This is a genomic window from Kitasatospora cineracea (assembly GCF_003751605.1).
In the GTDB taxonomy this organism is placed as follows: Bacteria; Actinomycetota; Actinomycetes; order Streptomycetales; family Streptomycetaceae; genus Kitasatospora; species Kitasatospora cineracea.
Window position 1 is genome coordinate 5848164 of the sequence record NZ_RJVJ01000001.1, and the last position, 19142, is coordinate 5867305.

Sequence of the window (19142 nt, forward strand, 5' to 3'; positions counted from 1 at the left end):
TCATGACGGATCGTCGACCGTATCCGAGTGACCTGTCCGACGCCCGCTGGGCCTTGGTCGAACCCACCCTCACCGCCTGGCGTCGGGCCCGCACCGAGCGGGCCCTCGCGTTCGGCCGGCCTCCCGAGCACGAACTGCGCGACCTCCTGGACGCGATCCTCTACGTCGACCGCACCGGCATCCCCTGGCGCTACCTCCCGCACGACTACCCGCCGTGGGAGACCGTCTACGCCTACTTCGCCCGATGGCAGAAGGAAGGCGTGTTCGAGCAGCTCAACGGGCTGTTGAGGCGTCTGGTCCGCACTGCCGAGGGCCGCGGTCTTGAGCCGACGGCCTGCATCATCGACTCACAGAGCGTGAAGACCTCCACAAACGTCCCCGCCTCCTCGCAGGGCGTCGACGTCGGCAAGAAGATCGTCGGCAGGAAGCGCAACATCGTCACCGACACGATCGGCCTGCTGCTGATGGTCCTGGTCACCGCCGCGAGTGTGCAGGACGGCGCCGCCGGCAAGCAGTTGCTGACCGCGGTCGCCACCGAGCACCCCGCCGTCCACAAGGCCTGGACCGACATGGGCTACAAGAACGCCGTCGTCGAACACGGCGCCACCCTCGGCATTGACGTCGAGATTGTCCGCCGCGACCCCGCCACCAGGGGATTCGTCGTCCAGCCCCGCAGATGGGTCGTAGAAAGGACCTTTGGCTGGCTCATGCACCACCGCCGTCTCGCCCGCGACTACGAAGCCCTCCCGGCCCGCTCCGAAGCCATGGTCCACGTCGCGATGATCAGTCTCATGACCCGCCGACTCACCGGCGAATCAACCCCGACCTGGCGCGGAACATGAGCTCTGAGCGCTGGGATGAAACGCCCAGTAAGACGTGGCAGGGGGTATTGGAGGCATGAGGACCGCCGCATCAGCCTGGGGACTGGTGAGCTTGCTCCGCTTTGACGGACGCCATTGGTGTGGTGGTCAGGCTGCGAGGACGGTCTCGTACTCGGCGGGACTGCGGTGGCCGAGGCTGCTGTGCAGTCTGCGGATGTTGTACCGGCCCTCGATCCACTCGAAGATCGCCGTTCTGGCCGCTGCGCGGCGCGGCCACGGCCGGTCGCCGATCAACTCCCGTTCAGTGTGGCGAAGAACGACTCCGCGAGCGCGTTGTCCCAACACCGGCCGGTGCGACCGGCCGGGAGCCGGATGCCGAAATCCCTTGCAAGACCGGCGAATTCACGACTCGTGTACTGACAGCCGCGATCCGAGTGGAACACCACCGGGCCGGTCGGGCGGCGGGATCGGCAAGCGGCCCGCAGCGCATCGGCGATCAGCTCGGTCCGCAGGTGGTCGGCGGTGGCCCAACCGACGACGCGGCGGGAGGCGATGTCGATGACGGTGGCCAGGTAGAGCCGGCCCTCCCCAGCTGGAACGTAGGTGATGTCGCCGCACCAGCGCGCATCGGGGGCGGCCGCATCGGGTCGGAAGTTCCGCAGCACCAGGTCCGGCCGAACAGCAGCTCGCGGGTCCGGGACCGTGGTGCGGTGACGCCGCCGGCGGTGACGGCCCTCCAGCCCGGCCTGGCACATCAGCCGGGCGATGCGGTGTCGGCCGCACCGGTCACCGTCACGCCGGAGCGCGGCGTGGACGCGCGGAGAGCCGTAGCTGCCGCGCGAGGCGGCATGGACCTGGGTGATCTTCTCGGTCGGCTCGGCGTCGCGGACCGTGCCGGGGCCGGGGCCCGGGCCGGGGGCGGCAGTTCGGCGGGCGTAGAAGGCGGCTCGGGAGACCTTCAGCAGTTCACACGCCTGCTTGACGCTGTGACTCGCACGCTTCTCCGCCTCGATGAACGGGTGCACCGTCACCGGTCTCCTCCGCGAAGAAAGCCGTGGCCCGCTTGAGGATGTCCACGTCCTCGCGCAGCCTGCGGTTCTCCCGCCGCAGCCGGGCCAGTTCCTCGCGCTCGTCGCTGGCCAGGCCCGCGCGTACGCCGGTGCCGACCTCGGCCTGGTTCACCCACAGCCGGACCGCGGTCTCGGTCACGTCGAAGTCCTTGGCGACCTGACCGACCGAACGGTCCCCACGCCGACACAGCTCGACGATCCCGGCCTTGAACTCCGGCGTGAACGAACAGCGAGGACGCGGTTTCTTCTTCCCCATGCTCCCCATGGTGGACAACATCCTTCTCGGGGCCGAAGCCCCTGATCAGGAGTATCCGTCAAACCGGATCAAGCCCAGACCGAGGTTGAATCCGCCTCCGAGGACATCTGGCACGCGCCCGCGTACGGCGGCGACGCCGTCCACGCCCGCGACCACCACCGCGCCCTGCCCGTCGTGGCCACCACCCTGCCGCTGCTGCGCCGCCACGGGGCCGACGCCCCGGTCTGGTATCGCTTCGGCCGCTGCGGCTGGCATACCTTCGCCGACGCACTCGAGCCCTAGTATCTGCAAACTGAAAAAGTTTCAGCCATAAGACAGCCGCACCCGGCCCGCAGGACAGCTGCGGTTACTGTCGGTTTGTGAGGATAAATCGCCAAAATCAGCCGGGGGGTGCCGTTGAAACAAGCCACGCCGCCAGTTGATCATTTTCACTAAAGATTGACTGTCTTTGAGTGTCGAGTGAATGATCGGTCTGCGTGACCAACCGTCAGGTCCGGCGGCCGACTTCTTGTGCGCACCATCGGACCGGGCTATGGACAGCCCGCCGAACGGCGGGTCCTGCGCATTTCACCCATCCACCGTCCAAGGGCTGGATCTCTCATGTCGACTACGCACGTCTTCTCCCGTGCCCTGGCCGTCACAGCCGCCGCCGGCCTCGTCGCCGGCATACTCGCTGCTGCGCCGGCCTTCGCCGCCGATTCGGCCGCACCGCCGTCCGCAGCCGCCATCGCCGCCGAGGACAAGGGCGGAGCTGGCCAAGGTCGGTCCGTCGCCCCCTCTCAGCTGGCCGCCGGCACTCAGATCAGCCGGAACGAAGTGATCAACCGCGCCGCATCGTGGGTCGGTCTCGGCCTCGAGTACAGCTGGGACAACACTTACCAGGGATACCGCACGGACTGCTCCGGCTACGCCTCGATGGCCTGGCACCTCGGCACTCCCGGGCTTGACACCACCAGCTTCGTTCCGAGCGGTGTCGCGTCCTGGATCAGCAAGGCGGAACTGAAGCCCGGCGACGCCCTGCTCAACGACGCGGCTGGGGCCTTGGGGCACATCGTCATCTTCGCTGGCTGGACGGACTCCTCGCAGTCTTCCTACGATGCCTACGAGTTCACCGGCTCGGGCGTGCAACACCGGGCCATCCCGTACCCGTACTTCTCGGGCCACGGCACCTTCAAGCCGGTCCGCAACAACAGCATCGTCGATGATGTGACCACGACTGGTGACGAGCCGGTGGCCGGGAACTGGGACGCGGGCAATGGCAGTCCGGCTGGGAACGTCGGCGTTTTCCGTCCTTCGACCGGTCAGTTCCATCTGCGTATGGACGACGGCTCCCTCAAGATCCTCGATTGGGGGCAGGCGGGCGACATCCCTGTCTCCGCGAACTGGGACGGTGCGGGCCCCGACAACGTCGGCGTCTTCCGTCCTTCGACCGGTCAGTTCCATCTGCGTATGGACGACGGCTCCCTCAAGATCCTCGACTGGGGCCAGGCGGGAGATCTCCCCGTTGCCGGGAACTGGGACGCGGGCAATGGCAGTCCGGCTGGGAACGTCGGCGTTTTCCGTCCTTCGACCGGTCAGTTCCATCTGCGTATGGACGACGGCTCCCTCAAGATCCTCGATTGGGGGCAGGCGGGCGACATCCCCGTCTCCGGCAACTGGGACGGTGCGGGCCCCGACAACGTCGGCGTCTTCCGTCCTTCGACCGGTCAGTTCCATCTGCGTATGGACGACGGCAGCCTCAAGATCCTCGACTGGGGCCAGGCAGGAGATCTCCCCGTCTCCGCCAACTTCGACGGCGGCAACGGCACCCCCGCCGGGAACATCGGCATCTGGCGCCCCTCCACCGGCCAGTTCCACCTCCGCAACGACGACGGCTCCCTCACCGTCCTCGACTGGGGCCAGCCAAGGTAACGACTTCTCCGGGGTGCGGTGGACCGCCGCACCCCGGTACTCGCGGCAGACGACCCAGCATCGGCCCATCTTCGAACTGAATCAGGGACATCCATAGCATGAACCGCATCGCGCGACCTCGCCTCACAGCCCTAGCCGTCGCCACCGCGCTGGCCTCCGCTATCCTCGCCACCGCACCGGCTGTCCATGCCGAGGGGACCGATCTTTCCGACCCGGCTGCGGTGACCCTCCTGGCCGACTACTCCTGCGGATCTGTCAGCGGCAGTGACAACGCCATCGCCACGCGGCTCAGTGCCGCGCTCACCGGCTCGCTCAACAATTACCTGACCGCTTACCGGGTGTCCTGCGCCCGTGCGATCATCAATGCCGTACAAGCCCGTGGCTTGTCCCATCGGGCCGCTGTCATCGCCGTCACCACCTCCATCGTCGAGACCACCCTGCGAAACATCCCCGGCGGTGACCTGGACAGTGTCGGCCTCTTCCAGCAACGCGACAGCTGGGGGTCCTTCGACCAGCGGATGGACCCGACTTGGTCGACCAACGCCTTCCTTAGTCAGATGCTCAAGGTGAGCAACTGGCAGACCAGGCCGGTCGGCGACGTCTGCCAGGCCGTCCAGATATCCGCCTACCCTACTCGGTACCAGGAACAGGCTCAGGACGCCGAACAGATCGTCAACGCGGTCCTTGCCGACACCACGACTGGTGACGAGCCGGTGGCCGGGAACTGGGACGCGGGCAATGGCAGTCCGGCTGGGAACGTCGGCGTTTTCCGTCCTTCGACCGGTCAGTTCCATCTGCGTATGGACGACGGCTCCCTCAAGATCCTCGATTGGGGGCAGGCGGGCGACATCCCTGTCTCCGCGAACTGGGACGGTGCGGGCCCCGACAACGTCGGCGTCTTCCGTCCTTCGACCGGTCAGTTCCATCTGCGTATGGACGACGGCTCCCTCAAGATCCTCGACTGGGGCCAGGCGGGAGATCTCCCCGTTGCCGGGAACTGGGACGCGGGCAATGGCAGTCCGGCTGGGAACGTCGGCGTTTTCCGTCCTTCGACCGGTCAGTTCCATCTGCGTATGGACGACGGCAGCCTCAAGATCCTCGATTGGGGGCAGGCGGGCGACATCCCCGTCTCCGGCAACTGGGACGGTGCGGGCCCCGACAACGTCGGCGTCTTCCGTCCTTCGACCGGTCAGTTCCATCTGCGTATGGACGACGGCAGCCTCAAGATCCTCGACTGGGGCCAGGCAGGAGATCTCCCCGTCTCCGCCAACTTCGACGGCGGCAACGGCACCCCCGCCGGGAACATCGGCATCTGGCGCCCCTCCACCGGCCAGTTCCACCTCCGCAACGACGACGGCTCCCTCACCGTCCTCGACTGGGGCCAGCCAAGGTAACGGGCCGTACGGTCAGCCGATGAGGTCCTCGCCCGATACCTCCCCCACGTGAGCGCCGGGCGAGGACTTCCTCAGGCGCTCGGCTGCGGCATCCACCTCCGGTGCACCGACCTTTGCGGCGACCTCCGCGAACCACGCGATCTCAGCATCCAAGTCCAGGCCGTCCGCCCTCAACCGGCACCGCTCGCTGGACTGGATTTCGCTCCCCGACAGTTCGGCTGCGACGGCATACGTCAGCAGCGCCGCCTCCACAGCGACGGTCAGCCGCTCGCCGGACAGGCCAACCACGCGCAGCTCCTCCTCAGCGGCCATTGCATGGGCCGGGCCGAGATGACACTCCAGGGCGAGCATGCTGTCCCTGATCTCGATCACCTGCCGGTAGAGCCGCAACCGGGGGTTGTGCCGCCGCACTTCCTCGGGCAGTGGCAACGCCACCTCGGGTGTTGCCTGCTGGAGTAGCTGCCAGAGGGGTTTGAGGCGCCGGACGTGTCGCGCGGCCGTGGTCTTCTCCCTGTGCTCCGCCGCGGAAGGCCAGATCACCGCCACGGCGAACAGCAACATGGTGAACGCCAACAGAACCTGCGTCGTACCTGCCACCGCCGCCGGTTCGCCGATGCTCCAACGCATCTGACGCACCGTCAGGTAGTAAGCGCGATGGGCCAAGTACACCACGCCAGTCACGGATGAGGCCCGCATCAGCCACAGTGAGGTGCGCACTGGTCCGGGCGTTGCGTGTCGACCGTGGACCCAGCACAGGACTGCCGAGGCGGTCAAGCCAACCGCGGTGTAAGCGGTGAGTACCATCCAATACAGATAGCCAGCCCATGATCGGTCGCTATATGTCAGAAGGTCGACATCTCCGTCCGGTCGCGGCATCACGGAAAAGGCAGCGGTGAGGGCGGCTGCGGCGAACGCCAACCCCGCCAGATTGAGTCTCGAAGTCCGGTCTTGCGAACGTCCCGTCATCGCCCTGACGAATTCCACCATGAGCGCGATGGCGGCCAGCCCGGATAGCTGGACCAACAGGTTGGTGCCGCTGGCGATCCCGGTCGCAGCGTCGATCGCCCGGCGGATCCAGGGGACCCCGACCGTCATCGACACCGCCCAACTGGCCCACACACCCCACAGCACGCGGGTACGCCTCGGCGCGTCCCGCAGCTTTCGCAGACTCCACAACGTGGGTATCCAGACCACCGGCAAGAGCGCCAGATCAATCGGTCGCATCCGTGTGCTCCCACTCGTAGGCGGCCGAGAAGGTCGCCATCACCAGGCTGAGTGTGTCTGCGCTCTCGCGCGACGCATGTGGCGACGCGGCCGGAGTGGTCGCGAAGTATTGCCACATCAACGAGGCGAGCAGTTCGGTCTCCTGCTCCTGACTGGTCGTCGCCCGAGTGCGTCCCCGCGTCAGCAACCGGGCGGCCATCGCCGGGTCCAGGTCCGGGAAGAGCCGCCGCAGCCATTCGTCGTCAGGCTCACCGTGCTGGTGATGGTCGAGCAGAATGTGCGCGAGCTCGTGGAGGATGATGTGGGTCTGGTGGGCCGGGCTGGTGCCGCTGGCGTAGTAGACGTGGTCCACATCGGCGAAGGCGATCCACACCCCGCAGACCCCCGAACGGCCAGTGTCCCGCCCGGAGAGCGGTATCAGCCGCAGGCACCGCCGGCGTTGCCGGGCCACTGCCTCGGCCAGGCTCTCGATCGTGAAGGGTCTCGGGGCATCCAGCTGCCCGATCAGCTCGTGACAGCGCGCACTGAACCGCCGCCACTCCCTTTGCTCCACACCCGCCCCCGTGTTCGACCCCCGCCGCGTGAACAGTCGGTCACGCGTGCCCCAGAGGAGTCTAGACGGACGGCTGTTCGTACGGGGAGCCCGGCGCTTCCGCCTGCGAAGGCGCCCCCGGGGACTCTTTCCCGATCAGCCCGCTCCGTTCGATCAACAACCGCACGGTGTCCACGCCGTGCGTCGACATGGTCGCCACGGCCGCAGCGCGAAGTGCCACCGATCGGACGTCATTGGCCCGCATCGCGGCGATCAGCGCGAGCTGCGCCGCCACCCGGTCGGCCACCTCGTCATCGATGAAGTAGGCCTGCGGGACGCCGAAGAAGTCGCCTAGTGCCCGTAGTGTGCCGATTGTGGGATTGCCAGCCCGACCCTTGACAAGTGCCCACAGACGCCCGGTTGAGAGCGTCGGGTCCCCGGGCTTCGCCGCTGCTCGAATACCGTCCACCACCTCGTTCAGGGTGTAGCGTCGACCGAACGGCTGCACGTACGCGAACAGATACTCGAGCCGCTGCCCGAGCCGCTCCGCTTCAGGATCGTGCCTGTTCTCCTCTTCCGCTGCTGCCCCCTCCCGCTCGCTCATCCGTGCCCCGTCCCTTCGCGCGCCTGGCAGTGACCACCATATTGTCGACTGTCCCGAGCGCCCTGCGCTACGGCCGTTTCCCCGGGTGGCTGACGTCACTCCGGTACCCACCCCTCGGGTCCCCGCACGCCGCTGGCTCCGCACCAGGGTGGGTGCGGGCCGCGCGGCGTCAGATGAGACAGTGGAACCCACCCGGCGTGCGGCATCTCTGGCGGCACGGGGCAGCTTCCACCCCGACGCCTTGGCCGAACTCGGCGCCGGCACCGGTGCCGAGCCACAGCTTCGCCCTCGCGACCGGTGCATCGGGCCGCGCGCAGGTGAGGGTGTGCCACCCCGGCGGGAAGAGCCACCGTCGGGTGCGGGCCGGTCCCTCGTTCCGGGCAGTGGTTCTGGTCAGGGAGGCGCGCGCCTGACAGGCTCTGAGACCGTGTTTGAGATCTGCCGTGTCCCGTTGCTGAAGGGATCGTTGAGCTCTGTGTGAGCGGCGTTGGGGGTGGGTATCCGTCGGACCTGACGGACGAGCAGTGGGCGTTCGTGGAGCCATTGCTGCCGCCGGCGCGGGTGGGGTGGAAGGGTGGTCGGCGGGAGAAGCATCCGCGGCGGCGGATCGTGGACGCGATCTTCTACGTGGTCCGCACCGGGTGTGCCTGGCGGCAACTCCCGAAGGACTTCGCCCCGTGGCCGACGGTGTACTGGTACTTCACCTGGTGGCACGACGACGGCACCGTCGAGCGCATCCACGACGCCCTGCGCGGCAAGGTCCGTGAGGCCGACGGCCGCGACGCGGGACACGCGGAGCCGAGCGCCGGGCTGATCGACTCGCAGTCCGTCCGCACCGCTGACACCGTCCCCGCGGCCACCAGGGGCTTCGACGCCGGCAAGAAAATCAAGGGCCGCAAGCGGTTCATCGTCACCGACACCCTCGGCCTGCTCTTGGCCGTCCACGTCGTCGCGGCAAGCATCCAGGACCGCGACGGCGCGAAGCGGCCCTTGCTGTGGACCAGGCTCGACCACCCCAGCGTCAAGAAAGTCTGGGCCGACCAGGGCTTCGCCGGCCGCTTGGTCGACTGGGCGGCCACGATCCTCGGCCGCGACCTGAAGATCGTCCGCAAGAGCCCCGGCCAGCGCGGCTTCCAGGTTCAGCCCAAGCGGTGGGCGGTAGAGCGGACCTTCTCGTGGCTCACCGCCCACCGGTGCCTCGCCCGGGACTACGAGACCAGCCCCGCCCGCTCCGAGACGATGATCCGCTGGGCGATGATCGGCATCATGGTCCGCCGACTCACCCGAGGCCGCCCGGCAGCGCGACAGGGTTTGCGCCCGCTGCCGCAGGCTGCCGACTGGCACTCTGCCCGAACGCCGGTATAGACCCAGATCAGTTGCAGGGGCTGCTTCCCAGGTCCGCGTCGGGGTCCTCGTCGTCCTCGTGCAGGAACCGCGCAGTGCCGGCCCCTCTGAAGCTGACGTCACTCAGTGGCCACTCCTCGAACTCGTCGCGCAGGAGCCGAACCAGGAACTCCGCCATCCCAACGGGGTACACCGTCCAAGCCGAGTGCTGCCGGGCCCAGACGGCAACCGGCCAGCGGTCCGGATCCGGGCCGACGGCAACCCAGGTGAGGACGTCTGCTTCCGTGATGCCCCAGACGAGCATGTCCTCCACGCGGTAGAGGCCCTTCTGCTCGGGCAGGTTCCAGTCATCCGCGGTGCCCCGCAGCATCGCTGGATGAAGGGTGTCCACCCGCATGCCCTCCCATTCGGCGCTGCCGCTGGCCGGACCGCAGATATCCACCCACTGCTGCTCGATCGAGCCACGCCCGAAGGTGTCGATGAACTGTCGATAGTCCGACGGGAGTTGTTTCCCATGCGCTGCCTCGACAGCCTTCCAGTCCACGATATCCCCACGCGTCGGCCCGATGCATGACAGGCGATGTGACAGCTCGACGACAGCATCGCCACCGCCGCTCCCGCCTGTCGCCATCTCATTCGTGAAGGTGGGCTCGCCCATCTCTGCCACTCCCCGCCGTAAAGGCTGTACACCCCCCGGCATCAACTCGATGCCCAGCCACGGGCCGTACCTTACGTGCTGATCACGACAGGCCAGGCATCGTTCAAGCCCGACTCACGGCAGATCTCAAACGCGGTCTGAGAGGGATCCTTCCGAAGCCGACAGGTGAGCATGTTCAGCAGTAGGCGGTTGAGTACTTCTCGTTCTCCCTGGCTGATGTCGCTGCGGTGACATGATGCCGCGTCGGCTCGGTCGTGCTGCCGGCGGGGCGTCGAAGCGGCTGCTCAGGGCTTGCATCAGGGCTGTTCTGCGACGAACGAATCCGCGAGGCCTGCGCCAATGGCTGGCTCGGCGAAGTCGAAGGCCTCCAAGTCAGCTTCGATGCCGCGATGGCCAAGCTCAACAGCCTGAAGAACACCCCCACCGACGGACGACCGCAACTGGTCAACCTCGGCATGCCCGTCTTCACCGACGACGCACCATCACCGCGTCCGGAGACGGGAGAGCCCGGACGCCAGGACTGACGGCTGTGCACCACCGGCACCCAGCGGCCCCGCCTCGGGCGGGGCCGCTCTCTTCTCCCGTCTCTGTTACCAGATGAGGACTCCGCCTCCTATCGCGCTCGCTCGCCTGGCGGCATCCTCGATGATCGCCAATCGTTCGGAGATCGCGCTCCTGTGCTCGTCGGTCGTTCGCACTGGTTCCGTATTCGCAACGATCCTCTCCAAGTTCTCGCGGAGCAGGAGGCACTCTCGCTGAAACGCAGGGACCTGCTCGGGTTCGACCTGCAGATCCGCATCGGCCAGGACCGGAAAGAAGATCGCTCCGAGTGCACGCACCACCTCCGCGCCCCAAACGCGAGTGCGCCAGCTCTCGAAGCCCGCAGCGTTCGAGGATCCCTCCGGGACTTCCTGCACCTGCCTTTCACCATCTGCACCAACAACAAAGACATTTACCGACAGGCTCATGAGCGCAGTGGATCACAGCCTCGCCTGGAAAGTCCAAGGGATTCACGGCCATCGGGGGTGTAGGCAGGGCGGTCGGCGCATCGAATCCGAACCAGTGAAGTTCAGAGAAGCCCGCCCGACCACAAGATCGTCCGATTAGAAGTCATCTCATTTGGGCTTGTAGGCTGCTCGCGTGACGATCGTGGAGCGCTTGGTGCCGGACGAGTTGTGGGAGTTGTTCCAGCGGGTGGTGCCGGCGGCGCCGACTCGGCCGCAGGGCGGTGGCCGTCGGCGGCACGGGGACCGGGAGGTGCTGGCCGCGATCGTGTTCGTGGCCACCTCCGGGTGCACGTGGGCTCAGCTCCCGCCATGTTTCGGGCCGTCCGGGCCGACCGCGCACCGCCGGTTCGCCGAGTGGGCCGCGGCTCGGGTCTGGGCGAAGCTCTACCGCCTGGTCCTGGACGAGCTCGGCGCGCGGGGCGAGTCGGACTGGTCGCGGTGTGCGGTCGACTCGGTGAACATGCGGGCCCTGAAAAAGGTGCCCCTATGGCTTTCGTCAAGCGGCGGTGGCGGCCGGGGGTTGGTAGAGGGTGCCATCTCTGAGCATGGCGAAAAGCACATCGATGCGGCGTCGGGCGAGTGCGACGAGGGCGGCGACGTGGTGCTTGCCTTCGCGTCGTTTCCGGTCGTAGTAGGTGCGTGACTCCGGCTGGGACAGCGACGCGAACGCGGCCAGGTAGAAGGCCCGTTTGAGCTGCTTGTTGCCGCGCCGGGACGGGTGCTCGCCGCGGATGGAGGAGCCGGAGGCTCGGGTGACGGGTGCCAGGCCGGCGTAGGCGGCCAGGTGGCCGGAGGTCGGGAAGGCGCGGGCGTCGCCGACGTCGACGAGGATTCGGGCGGCGGTCCTGATCCCGATGCCGGGCATCGAGGTCAGGACCGGGGAAAGAGGGTGGGCCTCCAGCAGTTCCTCGATCCTCACAGCGAGGAGTTTGCGCTGTTCGAGCACGGAACTGAGTGAGCTGGCGAGGCTGGGGACGATCAAGGTGGCGGCCTCGGTGCCGGGGACGACGACACTCTGCTCGTCCAGGGCGGTGAAGATGTCTTCGACCAGGCGCTCGGCCATCCGCGGGGCCTTGGGCCGCAGCAGCGTGATCACTCTCCGCCGCCCGGCCTTCCTCAACTGGGCCGGGGAGCCGTGGCGTTCGAGCAGGGCGAGGACGGCCGGGTGGTCGAGTCGTGGGCCCAGGACGCGCTCGAGCGATGGGTGGATCTGGGTGAGCAGGCCGCGCAGCCGGTTCTTGATCCTTGTCGACTCGCCGGCGAGGTCGTCGTCGAACCCGGCGATCATCTCCAATTCGGCAACGGTCTCGTCGCTGGGCGCCAGGTCGCGCAGGGTGTGCGGCATGGCGCGGGCGGCGTCCGCGATGACGTGCGCGTCGCGCGCGTCGGTCTTCGCCTCGCCCGGATAGAGGTCGGCGATCCGGCGCATGGTCAGGCCGGGCAGGTAGGCGATGCGACAGCCGGCGTCGCGGGCGACGGCCAGCGGAAGGGCTCCGACGGTGGCCGGCTGGTCGACCACCACCAGCATCGTCCCGTGCTTGGCCTGCAGTTTCGTGAACAGCTCACGCAGCCTGGGCTCGCTGTTGGGCAGTGCCTTGTCGAAGACCTTCTTGCCGGCCGGCGTGAGCGCGGTGGCATGATGTTCGCCCTTGCCGACGTCCAGGCCGAGATAGAGGTCTGTGCCATCGCTGCTGGTCAACTGCCCCTCCCCAGGTCTCGCTCTCCCCGGCCCTGCGGCATCGGCGTGCCGGCATCCACGTTACGGAGAGCCTGCCTCACCCAGGTGCGGGATCGGCGCTCAAGCCCCTCATCAGCGGTCTGCCGACGCCTCCGAGCCCGGTGACACCACCTTTTCGATCATGCTCGACGAGGGATCTCAGTCATGCCGGGCCGGGAGGCCGGGAACCCCATTGCGGGGCCACGAAGAAGGTAACGGGATCTGACGGGTCCGAATCCTGTCGATCGGGGCAAGTTCGGGTCGAAGATCCACTTGATCACGGAACGTACCGGTCTGCCCATCTCCCTGGCGATCTCCGGGGCCGATCTGCACGACAGCCAGGCCCTGGTCCCGCTCGTCGAGGCGATCCCGCCGATCCGCTCCCGCCGCGGCCCCCGGCGGCGCCGGCCCGGCAAGCTGCACGGCGACAAAGCCTACGACCACCGCTTCATCCGCTCCTACCTGCGGCGCCGGCAGATCGCGCATCGCATCGCCCGCCGTGGCATCGAGTCCTCGACCCGCCTCGGCCGGCACCGCTGGGTGATCGAGCGGACCGTCGCCTGGCTCGGCGTCTTCCGCCGGCTCCACCGCCGCTACGAGCGCAAGGGCACCCACTTCGCAGCCTTCGCTACCATCGCCGCCACCCTCATCTGCCACCGCAGAATCACCAAATGAGATGACTTCTAACCCCGACCCGATCCCGGCCGACAGCGCCTGCTGCTCCCGGTTCAGGCGCCGAAGCCAGCCCGCTGCACCGCGATCCACCTATGCAGCCACGCATCGGGTGCCGGGTCTGGCCAGGGTGCGCTGCGGGGCGGCGGTCCACTGGCCGATCGTCGTGTACGGGCGCATACCGGCCGGCACCGCGCAGGAGGCGGTCAGCAGCATGCTCACGAACGGGCGGTGCAGTCCGCGGCGGCGTGGGTCCGGCAGCCTGATCAACCGTTCGTCCACCGACAGCCCCGGCAATCCCTCCAGGGCGGGCGACTTCACGAGGCATGGCACGGCAGGCTGGCGGTGCACCGAAACTCCGGAAGCCGTAAGCGACTTGGGAAGGCCACCTGCCCCAACGGAGCTTCGTTGCGTTGGACACGCGGCTCACGGCCAGGCTTCCGAGCAGCAGACCTACAAGATCACCCGACTTTGCAACAGCCCTGCCAGCCTGGCCGAGCGCAAGGCCACCGGGTCTGCAGCACCTGCATCACAGCCGCGTCCCCGGGCGTTGCCCAGCGGTGACAGAGCCCATATGAGACGCACATACTTCACGGGCACGTTGCACGGGTGGTTACCGAGTGAAGCGGGGTGGGGATGGCGCGCGTACTGCTCGTCGAGGATGACGACGGGCTCCGCGAGGCACTGGGTCTGGCGCTGTCGAGCCTGGGACACGAGGTCCTCGGCGCACCGAACGGTCCTGTAGCGCTGGAAAGGCTGGCGGCCGGCCGAGACGTCGAGTGCGTGGTGCTGGACGTGATGATGCCGCAGATGGACGGGTTCGAGGTCTGTCGAGGGATCCGGAGGCTCGGCCAGACCCCGGTCATCATGCTCACGGCCCGCTCGGAGCCGATCGACATCGTCGCCGGCCTGGAGTGCGGGGCGGACGACTACGTCGCCAAACCGGTGGAGCCGCGGGTCCTCGATGCCCGGATCAAAGCGGTGCTCCGGCGAGTGACTCCGACCGCCGAACCGGAAGGCGAGGCGAGCGTCGTGGACCTGGGGTCGGTACGCGTGGACACCCGCGCGATGACCGTCACCAAGTACGGTGCGCCCGTGGAACTGACCCCGACCGAGCTACGTCTGCTGCTGGAATTCGCCCTTCACCCCGGGCAGGTCCTGACCCGGCAGGTGCTTCTGGACAGGGTCTGGGACTACGGGTATCTCGGTGACTCGCGCATCGTTGATGCGTGCGTCTGGCGCCTGCGGGCGAAGACCGAGGACGACCCGGCCCGGCCCTCGTTGATCGCCACCGTGCGCGGGGTCGGCTACCGGTTGGACCTGCCGTGACCGGCCGTCTCGGACTGCGCGGCCGTATCACCGTCACAGTGCTGCTCGCGCTGCTGCTGCCCTCGGTGCTCCTTTCCCTGCTCAGCTACCGCGCGCTGCGAGAGCGCGCCGAGCAGGACTTCCGCGCTCGGGTGCTGTCCAGCGCGCTGTCGGACTTCACCTCGGCGGCCAACTCCATCCGGGCCCAGGTCAAACCGAACGCCCTGCTCAGCGCCCACGAAGCACTTGCCGTACGAAAGTTCAACACGTACGTGGTGTACGCCATGAAGCCGGACCCGAGCGGCACCGGGTACACGGCCCCCGACCCGAACGAGCTGCCAGGCCCCGACCAGGATCCGAAGACCTGGCCCGGCCTCAAGGCCACCAGCGTGTCCGACGCGAGCGTCGAGCAGATCTCCTCCACCCCCCTCAGAGCGTTCCTGAAGACCGGCGACCACCCGTTGCTGTTGGACGAGCGGGACCTGGTTCTCGTACACCCCGCGGGCAAGCCCTGGCTGGTCGTCGGTGCCGTCGTGGGCAGTCAGGGAACGAGCGACCGGTACCCCGGCGCGCCCGTCGTAGCAGTCGAGTACCACTCGCTCCAACCGGTCGACGATGAGGCGAGCGCCGATCTGCGCAGCCTCTTTCTGGTCTCCGCGGCCACGGTGGTGACTGGCGCCCTGCTCGCCTGGCTCGTCGCCGGCCGGGTCCAACGACCCGTCGCTGCCGCCAGCGCGGCCGCACGCGCACTCGGCGCTGGAGACCTGACAGCCCGCCTTCCAGTGTCCGGCCATGATGAACTCTCCGATCTGAGTTCCTCGTTCAACCAGATGGCCGACCACCTGGCCAAGACGATCGACCAACTTACCCGGCACCAGGCACGCCAGCGGCAGTTCGTCGCGGACGTGAGCCATGAGCTGCGCACACCCACCGCCTCACTCCTGGCAGCGGCGACCGCGCTGGAGCACCCCGTCACCAGAGACAGCGCCGCGACGCTGATCGCCCCCCAACTGCGGCGGCTGGCCGCGCTGACCGAGGATCTGCTGGAGATCTCGCACATGGATGCGGGCGAGGCCACCGTGGTCCTGCAGCCGCTCGACCTCGCCGACCTGGTCGCCGACGCCGTCGCCCACAGTGAATCACCGGAGTCGGTGACCGTCCGAACCGCGGGCGACACCAGCGCCCACGTCGATCCGCGCCGGATGCACACCGTCATCACCAACCTGGTGTCCAACGCGCTATGTCACGGCGCCGCACCGGTCAAGGTGACGGTCCACGAGGTGGAAGATAGCGTTGTCGTCCGTGTCGCCGACTCCGGGCCCGGCGTACCCGAGGAACTGCACGAACGGGTCTTCGATCGCTTCGTACGGGCCGATCCGGCACGCGCTTCCGGCCACGGCGGCCTGGGCAGCACCAGCAACGGGCTCGGACTGGCGATCGCCCGGGAGAACGCGCGGCTGCACCACGCCACACTGACCCTCACCAACGAGCCGGGCGCCGTGTTCACACTGACCGTACCGAAACGATGACAGGCCGGTTTCCGGGACCGGTCCACGTCACGGGAACCGCATACGCAACCACGACCACGCACACACACGGCGGTGACAACCTGAACAAGCCGCGCGACCAGCCTGCCCTGGGTGACCACGCGAACACCGCTCACCCACCCGCGCCCCGCCGCAGCCCCTGCCCGGCCCCCACACCCACCCCGAAACCGGCGAGGTGCGGCAACTGCCCTGGGCAGCGCCTTCCTGCTGGCCTACCTGACACTGTCACTGCGCCGCTACGACCACTTCGGCTCCGGCGTGGACCTCGCCATCTTCGGGCAGGCCGTCAAACACCTCGCCGCAGGCCAGGCCCCGGTAGTGGATCTCAAAGCTCCCGGCTTCCTGGCATTCGGTGATCACTTCGACCCCATCATCGCCCTCGCAGCCCCGTTCTACCGCATCTGGCCCGACACCCGGGTCTTACTCTGCATCCAGGCGCTGCTCGTAGCGGTGGCTGTCGTCATCATCGCCGACATCGCGACAACCGCGCTCGGCCGGTGGCGAGGACTGTCGGCCGCCGCGGCGTTCGGAACGTCGGTCGGCGTCCAGAACGCCGTGGACTTCGACTTCCACGAAATTGCCTTCGCGGCACCCCTGCTGGCGCTCGCCCTTCGGGCCCACCTACTCGGCCGATGGCGCCAGTGCGCCGCCCTCACGGCCGGACTCCTGCTGGTCAAGGAGGACTCCGCCTTCATCATGCTCGGCATCGCCATCGCCCTGGCCATACGAGGACGCCGCGCCCTGGCGGCCGGGCTGGCGGCCTGGGCAGTAGTCGGCCTCGCAATAGTTCTTGCGATCGTCATCCCGTCCCTGAGCTACTGGCATCGCTACACCTACGCGCCGCAAGCCAAGGGCCCATGGACGTTCTTCACGGCTGGCGCCCACAGCCTCGGCACCAGCCTGGTTACCGATGGCACCGCGTCACGGACTCTTGTTCTTCTACTGGCAGGCGCAGGAGTTATCGGGGCACGCTCCCCACTGATTTGGGCCGTCCTGATCCCCTTCCTCGCACGAGCCGCGAACACCAACCCCGCGTACTGGGGACCGGGCTTCCACTACAACCTGCTGATCGAGGTGGCCCTCTTCGCCGCCCTCGTAGATGCGCTACGGCACCGCTCCCGAGCCGAGCCCGTAGTCTGGGCACTGATCGCCTGGATGACGGCTGCTGCCCTTGCCTGTGGGCCACTCGCCACCGTCATCTCCTCACACGATGACTGTTCCCGCTGCCGCGCCGCGCACACGGCGTTGGCCGTGATCCCGGACGGCGCGACGGTCGCCGCCGACACCTACCTTCTCCCGCACCTCGTCGACCACACCACGGGCTACCTGCTCACCCCTGAATTCACCGACTCGACCGGGCATCCCCTCACACCGGACTGGGTGGTGCTCGACGAACAGACCTCCACATATGGAGACCCGTCATGGGTACCCGCGCTCACTCGTCGTCTTGCGTCCATCTATGAAGAGGTCTCGGCCCGAGACGGATACGTCGTGCTGCACCGCAGGGTGGCTTTACTGGTCATTTCAGAATGAGATTCGGAGCTTTCTCAGGCAGATGCTGCAGACGAGTTGAAGCAGGCTCAGGTGGAGGTCAGTGCGTATCTCGTACCGGATTCGCAGGCGCTTGAACTGGTGCAGCCAGGCGAAGGTTCGTTCGACGACCCAACGGGTCTTGCCGAGCCCGGAGCCGTGGGCGATACCTCGCCGGGCGATCCTGGAGGTGATGACGCGGCGCTGGAGGATGCTGCGGTACTTGCCGTAGTCGTAGCTGCGGTCGGCGAAGAGCCTGCGCGGCCTGACCAACGACTCGGGCCCCGCCCGGTCACCGGCCCCGACTGCCGGCCGGAGCCGTCACCGCTCTTCGCCCCGATTCCCGGCGCAACAGTCATGGCAGGGCCCCCACCCCATACTTGACCCGTGATCATCTCCGCCCACTGCCCTGTGGCAGGCTGACCGCGACCTCCCCCTGACCCAGGAGGCCGCGTGTCCGAGCAGGACCCCACCACCACGTTCCACCTCACCTCCCTGCACACCCCCACCCCCGCCCGCATCCTGCGCCTGCACGGCGAACTGGACTACGCCGCCAGCCCCCACCTGCGCCGCGCGCTGAGCGACGAGATCGCAGCCCGCCCGCCCCTGCTGGTCCTGGACCTGTCCGACCTGCTGTTCTGCGACTCCAGCGGCCTCAACGAACTCCTGCGGGCCCGGCGCAACCGGCACGGCGTCCCCCTCGTGCTGGCCGCCCCCGGCCCCCAGTTCCGGCGGCTGCTCGAAGTCACCCAGACCGACCAGGTGTTCGTCATCACCGACACCGTCCCCGCCGCCCTCGCCTACCACGAACTGGACACTCCCCAGTAACCCGGGACACCCCGTCCGCTCGCCAACCACGGTCCTGCCCCCACCCGCCGCCCTGACGACCTCCATCACCCCCTCACCGGCGGCCCGTCCGGCCCCCTCGACGATCTGCGAGATGTCCACCGGCCGTATCGCCACCCGCGACGTCGCCGGCCTGATCGACGACGGCCGCATCCCCGACTGGCACACCGTCCGCCACGTCGTCATCGTCCTGCGCGGCCAGCCGGCCGCGGTCGAAGCGCTCTGGGCCCGCGCCCGCTCCACCTGGAGCCACGCCGCGAAGACCAGCTCCACCCGGATCCCGCTGGGCGCCCTCGGCTGACCCCGCACCGCCCCTGCCCCGAACACCGCCACCGGAAGGAGAGACCATGCCCGCGCCAGCCCCCGCGCACGCCGCCGGACGGCGGCCGACCGCCGACGCCGTCGGCTTCACCGCCTTCTGCGAACTCCAATGGCAGCGCTACCGCCTGGTCGCGCTGCTGGCCACGGGCGACGACGCCGAGGCCGACGGCGCGGTCCGCGACGCGCTCGGCGACCTCGCCGACCAGTGGCACGACGCCCTCGCCAGCCCCAGCGTCACCGCCTACGCCTGGCCCCTGGTCAAGCGCCGCATCACCCGCAACCACCCGCCGCTGGGCGAACTCGCCGACGAGCTCCTCCTCGGAAGGATCCTCCACCTGACCCACGACCAGATCACCGACACCACCGGCCGGCCCGCACCC

Annotated in this window: 20 protein-coding genes and 4 pseudogenes; 13 read left to right on the forward strand and 11 right to left on the reverse strand. The window is 68.2% G+C overall.

Annotation, left to right across the window (positions count from 1 at the left end):
- The first annotated feature begins 2 nt into the window (after positions 1-2).
- Entirely contained in the window at positions 3-842 is an 840-nt protein-coding gene (locus EDD39_RS26425) for an IS5 family transposase (protein ID WP_123559957.1), read from the forward strand.
- Between the two features lie 126 nt (positions 843-968).
- Here EDD39_RS26425 and EDD39_RS39850 read toward each other — a convergent pair whose 3' ends face one another.
- The 3 genes from EDD39_RS39850 to EDD39_RS26435 are packed head-to-tail and all read right to left on the reverse strand — an operon-like array spanning position 969 to position 2147.
- A complete protein-coding gene (locus EDD39_RS39850) occupies positions 969-1115 on the reverse strand; it encodes an IS3 family transposase (RefSeq protein ID WP_162870150.1) in 147 nt (48 codons plus the stop codon).
- Positions 1112-1852 (reverse strand): IS3 family transposase, encoded by a 741-nt coding sequence (locus tag EDD39_RS26430; protein ID WP_123559959.1) that lies wholly within the window; start codon positions 1850-1852, stop codon positions 1112-1114. The genes EDD39_RS39850 and EDD39_RS26430 overlap by 4 nt, the downstream gene beginning before the upstream one ends.
- Positions 1788-2147, reverse strand: a complete 360-nt coding sequence (locus EDD39_RS26435) for a transposase (protein ID WP_162870151.1) — start codon at positions 2145-2147, stop codon at positions 1788-1790. The genes EDD39_RS26430 and EDD39_RS26435 overlap by 65 nt, the downstream gene beginning before the upstream one ends.
- Before the next feature lie 600 nt (positions 2148-2747).
- On the opposite strand from EDD39_RS26435, the gene EDD39_RS26440 reads away from it, so the two are divergent.
- Both EDD39_RS26440 and EDD39_RS26445 read left to right on the forward strand, forming a co-directional pair.
- Positions 2748-4058, forward strand: coding sequence for a hypothetical protein (locus EDD39_RS26440; RefSeq protein WP_123559963.1), 1311 nt, complete (start codon positions 2748-2750; stop codon positions 4056-4058).
- Between the two features lie 98 nt (positions 4059-4156).
- The gene (locus EDD39_RS26445; RefSeq protein WP_123559965.1) at positions 4157-5452 is read left to right on the forward strand and encodes a hypothetical protein; all 1296 of its coding nucleotides are present in this window, start codon (positions 4157-4159) and stop codon (positions 5450-5452) included.
- 12 nt (positions 5453-5464) lie between these two features.
- Here EDD39_RS26445 and EDD39_RS26450 read toward each other — a convergent pair whose 3' ends face one another.
- The 3 genes from EDD39_RS26450 to EDD39_RS26460 all read right to left on the reverse strand — a co-directional run bounded on the left by EDD39_RS26450 (position 5465) and on the right by EDD39_RS26460 (position 7812).
- On the reverse strand, positions 5465-6676 hold the full coding sequence (locus tag EDD39_RS26450; RefSeq protein ID WP_123559967.1) for an MAB_1171c family putative transporter: 1212 nt from the start codon (positions 6674-6676) through the stop codon (positions 5465-5467).
- Positions 6663-7229 (reverse strand): hypothetical protein, encoded by a 567-nt coding sequence (locus EDD39_RS26455; RefSeq protein WP_123559969.1) that lies wholly within the window; start codon positions 7227-7229, stop codon positions 6663-6665. The genes EDD39_RS26450 and EDD39_RS26455 overlap by 14 nt, the downstream gene beginning before the upstream one ends.
- A 61-nt stretch (positions 7230-7290) precedes the next feature.
- On the reverse strand, positions 7291-7812 hold the full coding sequence (locus tag EDD39_RS26460) for a hypothetical protein (protein ID WP_123559971.1): 522 nt from the start codon (positions 7810-7812) through the stop codon (positions 7291-7293).
- Between the two features lie 477 nt (positions 7813-8289).
- On the opposite strand from EDD39_RS26460, the gene EDD39_RS26465 reads away from it, so the two are divergent.
- Positions 8290-9177, forward strand: a complete 888-nt coding sequence (locus tag EDD39_RS26465; protein ID WP_123559973.1) for an IS5 family transposase — start codon at positions 8290-8292, stop codon at positions 9175-9177.
- Between the two features lie 7 nt (positions 9178-9184).
- On the opposite strand, the gene EDD39_RS26470 is transcribed toward EDD39_RS26465, so the two are convergent.
- The gene (locus EDD39_RS26470; protein ID WP_123559975.1) at positions 9185-9814 is read right to left on the reverse strand and encodes an SMI1/KNR4 family protein; all 630 of its coding nucleotides are present in this window, start codon (positions 9812-9814) and stop codon (positions 9185-9187) included.
- 389 nt (positions 9815-10203) lie between these two features.
- Between EDD39_RS26470 and EDD39_RS42235 the strand changes: the two genes are divergently transcribed.
- Positions 10204-10338: a hypothetical protein gene (locus tag EDD39_RS42235; protein WP_279638426.1), complete on the forward strand. Its 135-nt coding sequence runs from the start codon at positions 10204-10206 to the stop codon at positions 10336-10338.
- 66 nt (positions 10339-10404) lie between these two features.
- On the opposite strand, the gene EDD39_RS26480 is transcribed toward EDD39_RS42235, so the two are convergent.
- Positions 10405-10782 (reverse strand): hypothetical protein, encoded by a 378-nt coding sequence (locus EDD39_RS26480; RefSeq protein ID WP_123559977.1) that lies wholly within the window; start codon positions 10780-10782, stop codon positions 10405-10407.
- Between the two features lie 172 nt (positions 10783-10954).
- On the opposite strand from EDD39_RS26480, the pseudogene EDD39_RS26485 reads away from it, so the two are divergent.
- Positions 10955-11296, forward strand: a pseudogene (locus EDD39_RS26485) (transposase); the annotation flags it as partial.
- 21 nt (positions 11297-11317) lie between these two features.
- Here EDD39_RS26485 and EDD39_RS26490 read toward each other — a convergent pair.
- Positions 11318-12520 (reverse strand): IS110 family RNA-guided transposase, encoded by a 1203-nt coding sequence (locus EDD39_RS26490; RefSeq protein ID WP_123559979.1) that lies wholly within the window; start codon positions 12518-12520, stop codon positions 11318-11320.
- Positions 12521-12760: 240 nt separating this feature from the next.
- Here EDD39_RS26490 and EDD39_RS26495 point away from each other — a divergent pair.
- Positions 12761-13213, forward strand: a pseudogene (locus EDD39_RS26495) (IS5 family transposase); the annotation flags it as partial.
- Between the two features lie 90 nt (positions 13214-13303).
- Here the strand turns inward: EDD39_RS26495 and EDD39_RS42240 are convergent.
- A complete protein-coding gene (locus EDD39_RS42240; protein WP_279638427.1) occupies positions 13304-13432 on the reverse strand; it encodes a hypothetical protein in 129 nt (42 codons plus the stop codon).
- 414 nt (positions 13433-13846) lie between these two features.
- On the opposite strand from EDD39_RS42240, the gene EDD39_RS26505 reads away from it, so the two are divergent.
- The 3 genes from EDD39_RS26505 (at position 13847) to EDD39_RS26515 (ending at position 17598) form a co-directional block, all read left to right on the forward strand.
- Positions 13847-14539 carry a response regulator transcription factor gene (locus EDD39_RS26505; RefSeq protein ID WP_123560915.1) on the forward strand — a complete coding sequence of 231 codons (693 nt, stop codon included), beginning with the start codon at positions 13847-13849 and terminating at the stop codon, positions 14537-14539.
- The gene (locus EDD39_RS26510) at positions 14536-16047 is read left to right on the forward strand and encodes a sensor histidine kinase (RefSeq protein ID WP_123559984.1); all 1512 of its coding nucleotides are present in this window, start codon (positions 14536-14538) and stop codon (positions 16045-16047) included. The genes EDD39_RS26505 and EDD39_RS26510 overlap by 4 nt, the downstream gene beginning before the upstream one ends.
- 111 nt (positions 16048-16158) lie before the next feature.
- Complete coding sequence (locus tag EDD39_RS26515) at positions 16159-17598, forward strand: DUF2079 domain-containing protein (RefSeq protein ID WP_162870152.1); 1440 nt, start codon at positions 16159-16161, stop codon at positions 17596-17598.
- Here the strand turns inward: EDD39_RS26515 and EDD39_RS26520 are convergent.
- A pseudogene (locus EDD39_RS26520) lies at positions 17590-17862 on the reverse strand (transposase); the annotation flags it as partial. The gene EDD39_RS26515 and the pseudogene EDD39_RS26520 overlap by 9 nt on opposite strands.
- A gap of 186 nt (positions 17863-18048) precedes the next feature.
- On the opposite strand from EDD39_RS26520, the gene EDD39_RS26525 reads away from it, so the two are divergent.
- From EDD39_RS26525 to EDD39_RS26535, 3 genes and pseudogenes are all read left to right on the forward strand, one after another.
- Complete coding sequence (locus EDD39_RS26525; RefSeq protein ID WP_123559988.1) at positions 18049-18423, forward strand: STAS domain-containing protein; 375 nt, start codon at positions 18049-18051, stop codon at positions 18421-18423.
- Positions 18424-18535: 112 nt separating this feature from the next.
- Positions 18536-18742, forward strand: a complete 207-nt coding sequence (locus EDD39_RS26530) for a hypothetical protein (protein ID WP_123559990.1) — start codon at positions 18536-18538, stop codon at positions 18740-18742.
- A gap of 46 nt (positions 18743-18788) precedes the next feature.
- A pseudogene (locus EDD39_RS26535) lies at positions 18789-19142 on the forward strand (hypothetical protein); the annotation flags it as partial.

Bases quoted from the DNA above. Each gene is read 5' to 3' on its own strand.
- EDD39_RS26425 (WP_123559957.1), top strand. From the start codon at position 3: ATGACGGATCGTCGACCGTATCCGAGTGACCTGTCCGACGCCCGCTGG.
- EDD39_RS26435 (WP_162870151.1), bottom strand. From the start codon at position 2,147: ATGGGGAAGAAGAAACCGCGTCCTCGCTGTTCGTTCACGCCGGAGTTC.
- EDD39_RS26440 (WP_123559963.1), top strand. From the start codon at position 2,748: ATGTCGACTACGCACGTCTTCTCCCGTGCCCTGGCCGTCACAGCCGCC.
- EDD39_RS26445 (WP_123559965.1), top strand. From the start codon at position 4,157: ATGAACCGCATCGCGCGACCTCGCCTCACAGCCCTAGCCGTCGCCACC.
- EDD39_RS26450 (WP_123559967.1), bottom strand. From the start codon at position 6,676: ATGCGACCGATTGATCTGGCGCTCTTGCCGGTGGTCTGGATACCCACG.
- EDD39_RS26460 (WP_123559971.1), bottom strand. From the start codon at position 7,812: ATGAGCGAGCGGGAGGGGGCAGCAGCGGAAGAGGAGAACAGGCACGAT.
- EDD39_RS26470 (WP_123559975.1), bottom strand. From the start codon at position 9,814: ATGGGCGAGCCCACCTTCACGAATGAGATGGCGACAGGCGGGAGCGGC.
- EDD39_RS42235 (WP_279638426.1), top strand. From the start codon at position 10,204: ATGGCCAAGCTCAACAGCCTGAAGAACACCCCCACCGACGGACGACCG.
- EDD39_RS26480 (WP_123559977.1), bottom strand. From the start codon at position 10,782: ATGAGCCTGTCGGTAAATGTCTTTGTTGTTGGTGCAGATGGTGAAAGG.
- EDD39_RS26505 (WP_123560915.1), top strand. From the start codon at position 13,847: ATGGCGCGCGTACTGCTCGTCGAGGATGACGACGGGCTCCGCGAGGCA.
- EDD39_RS26530 (WP_123559990.1), top strand. From the start codon at position 18,536: ATGTCCACCGGCCGTATCGCCACCCGCGACGTCGCCGGCCTGATCGAC.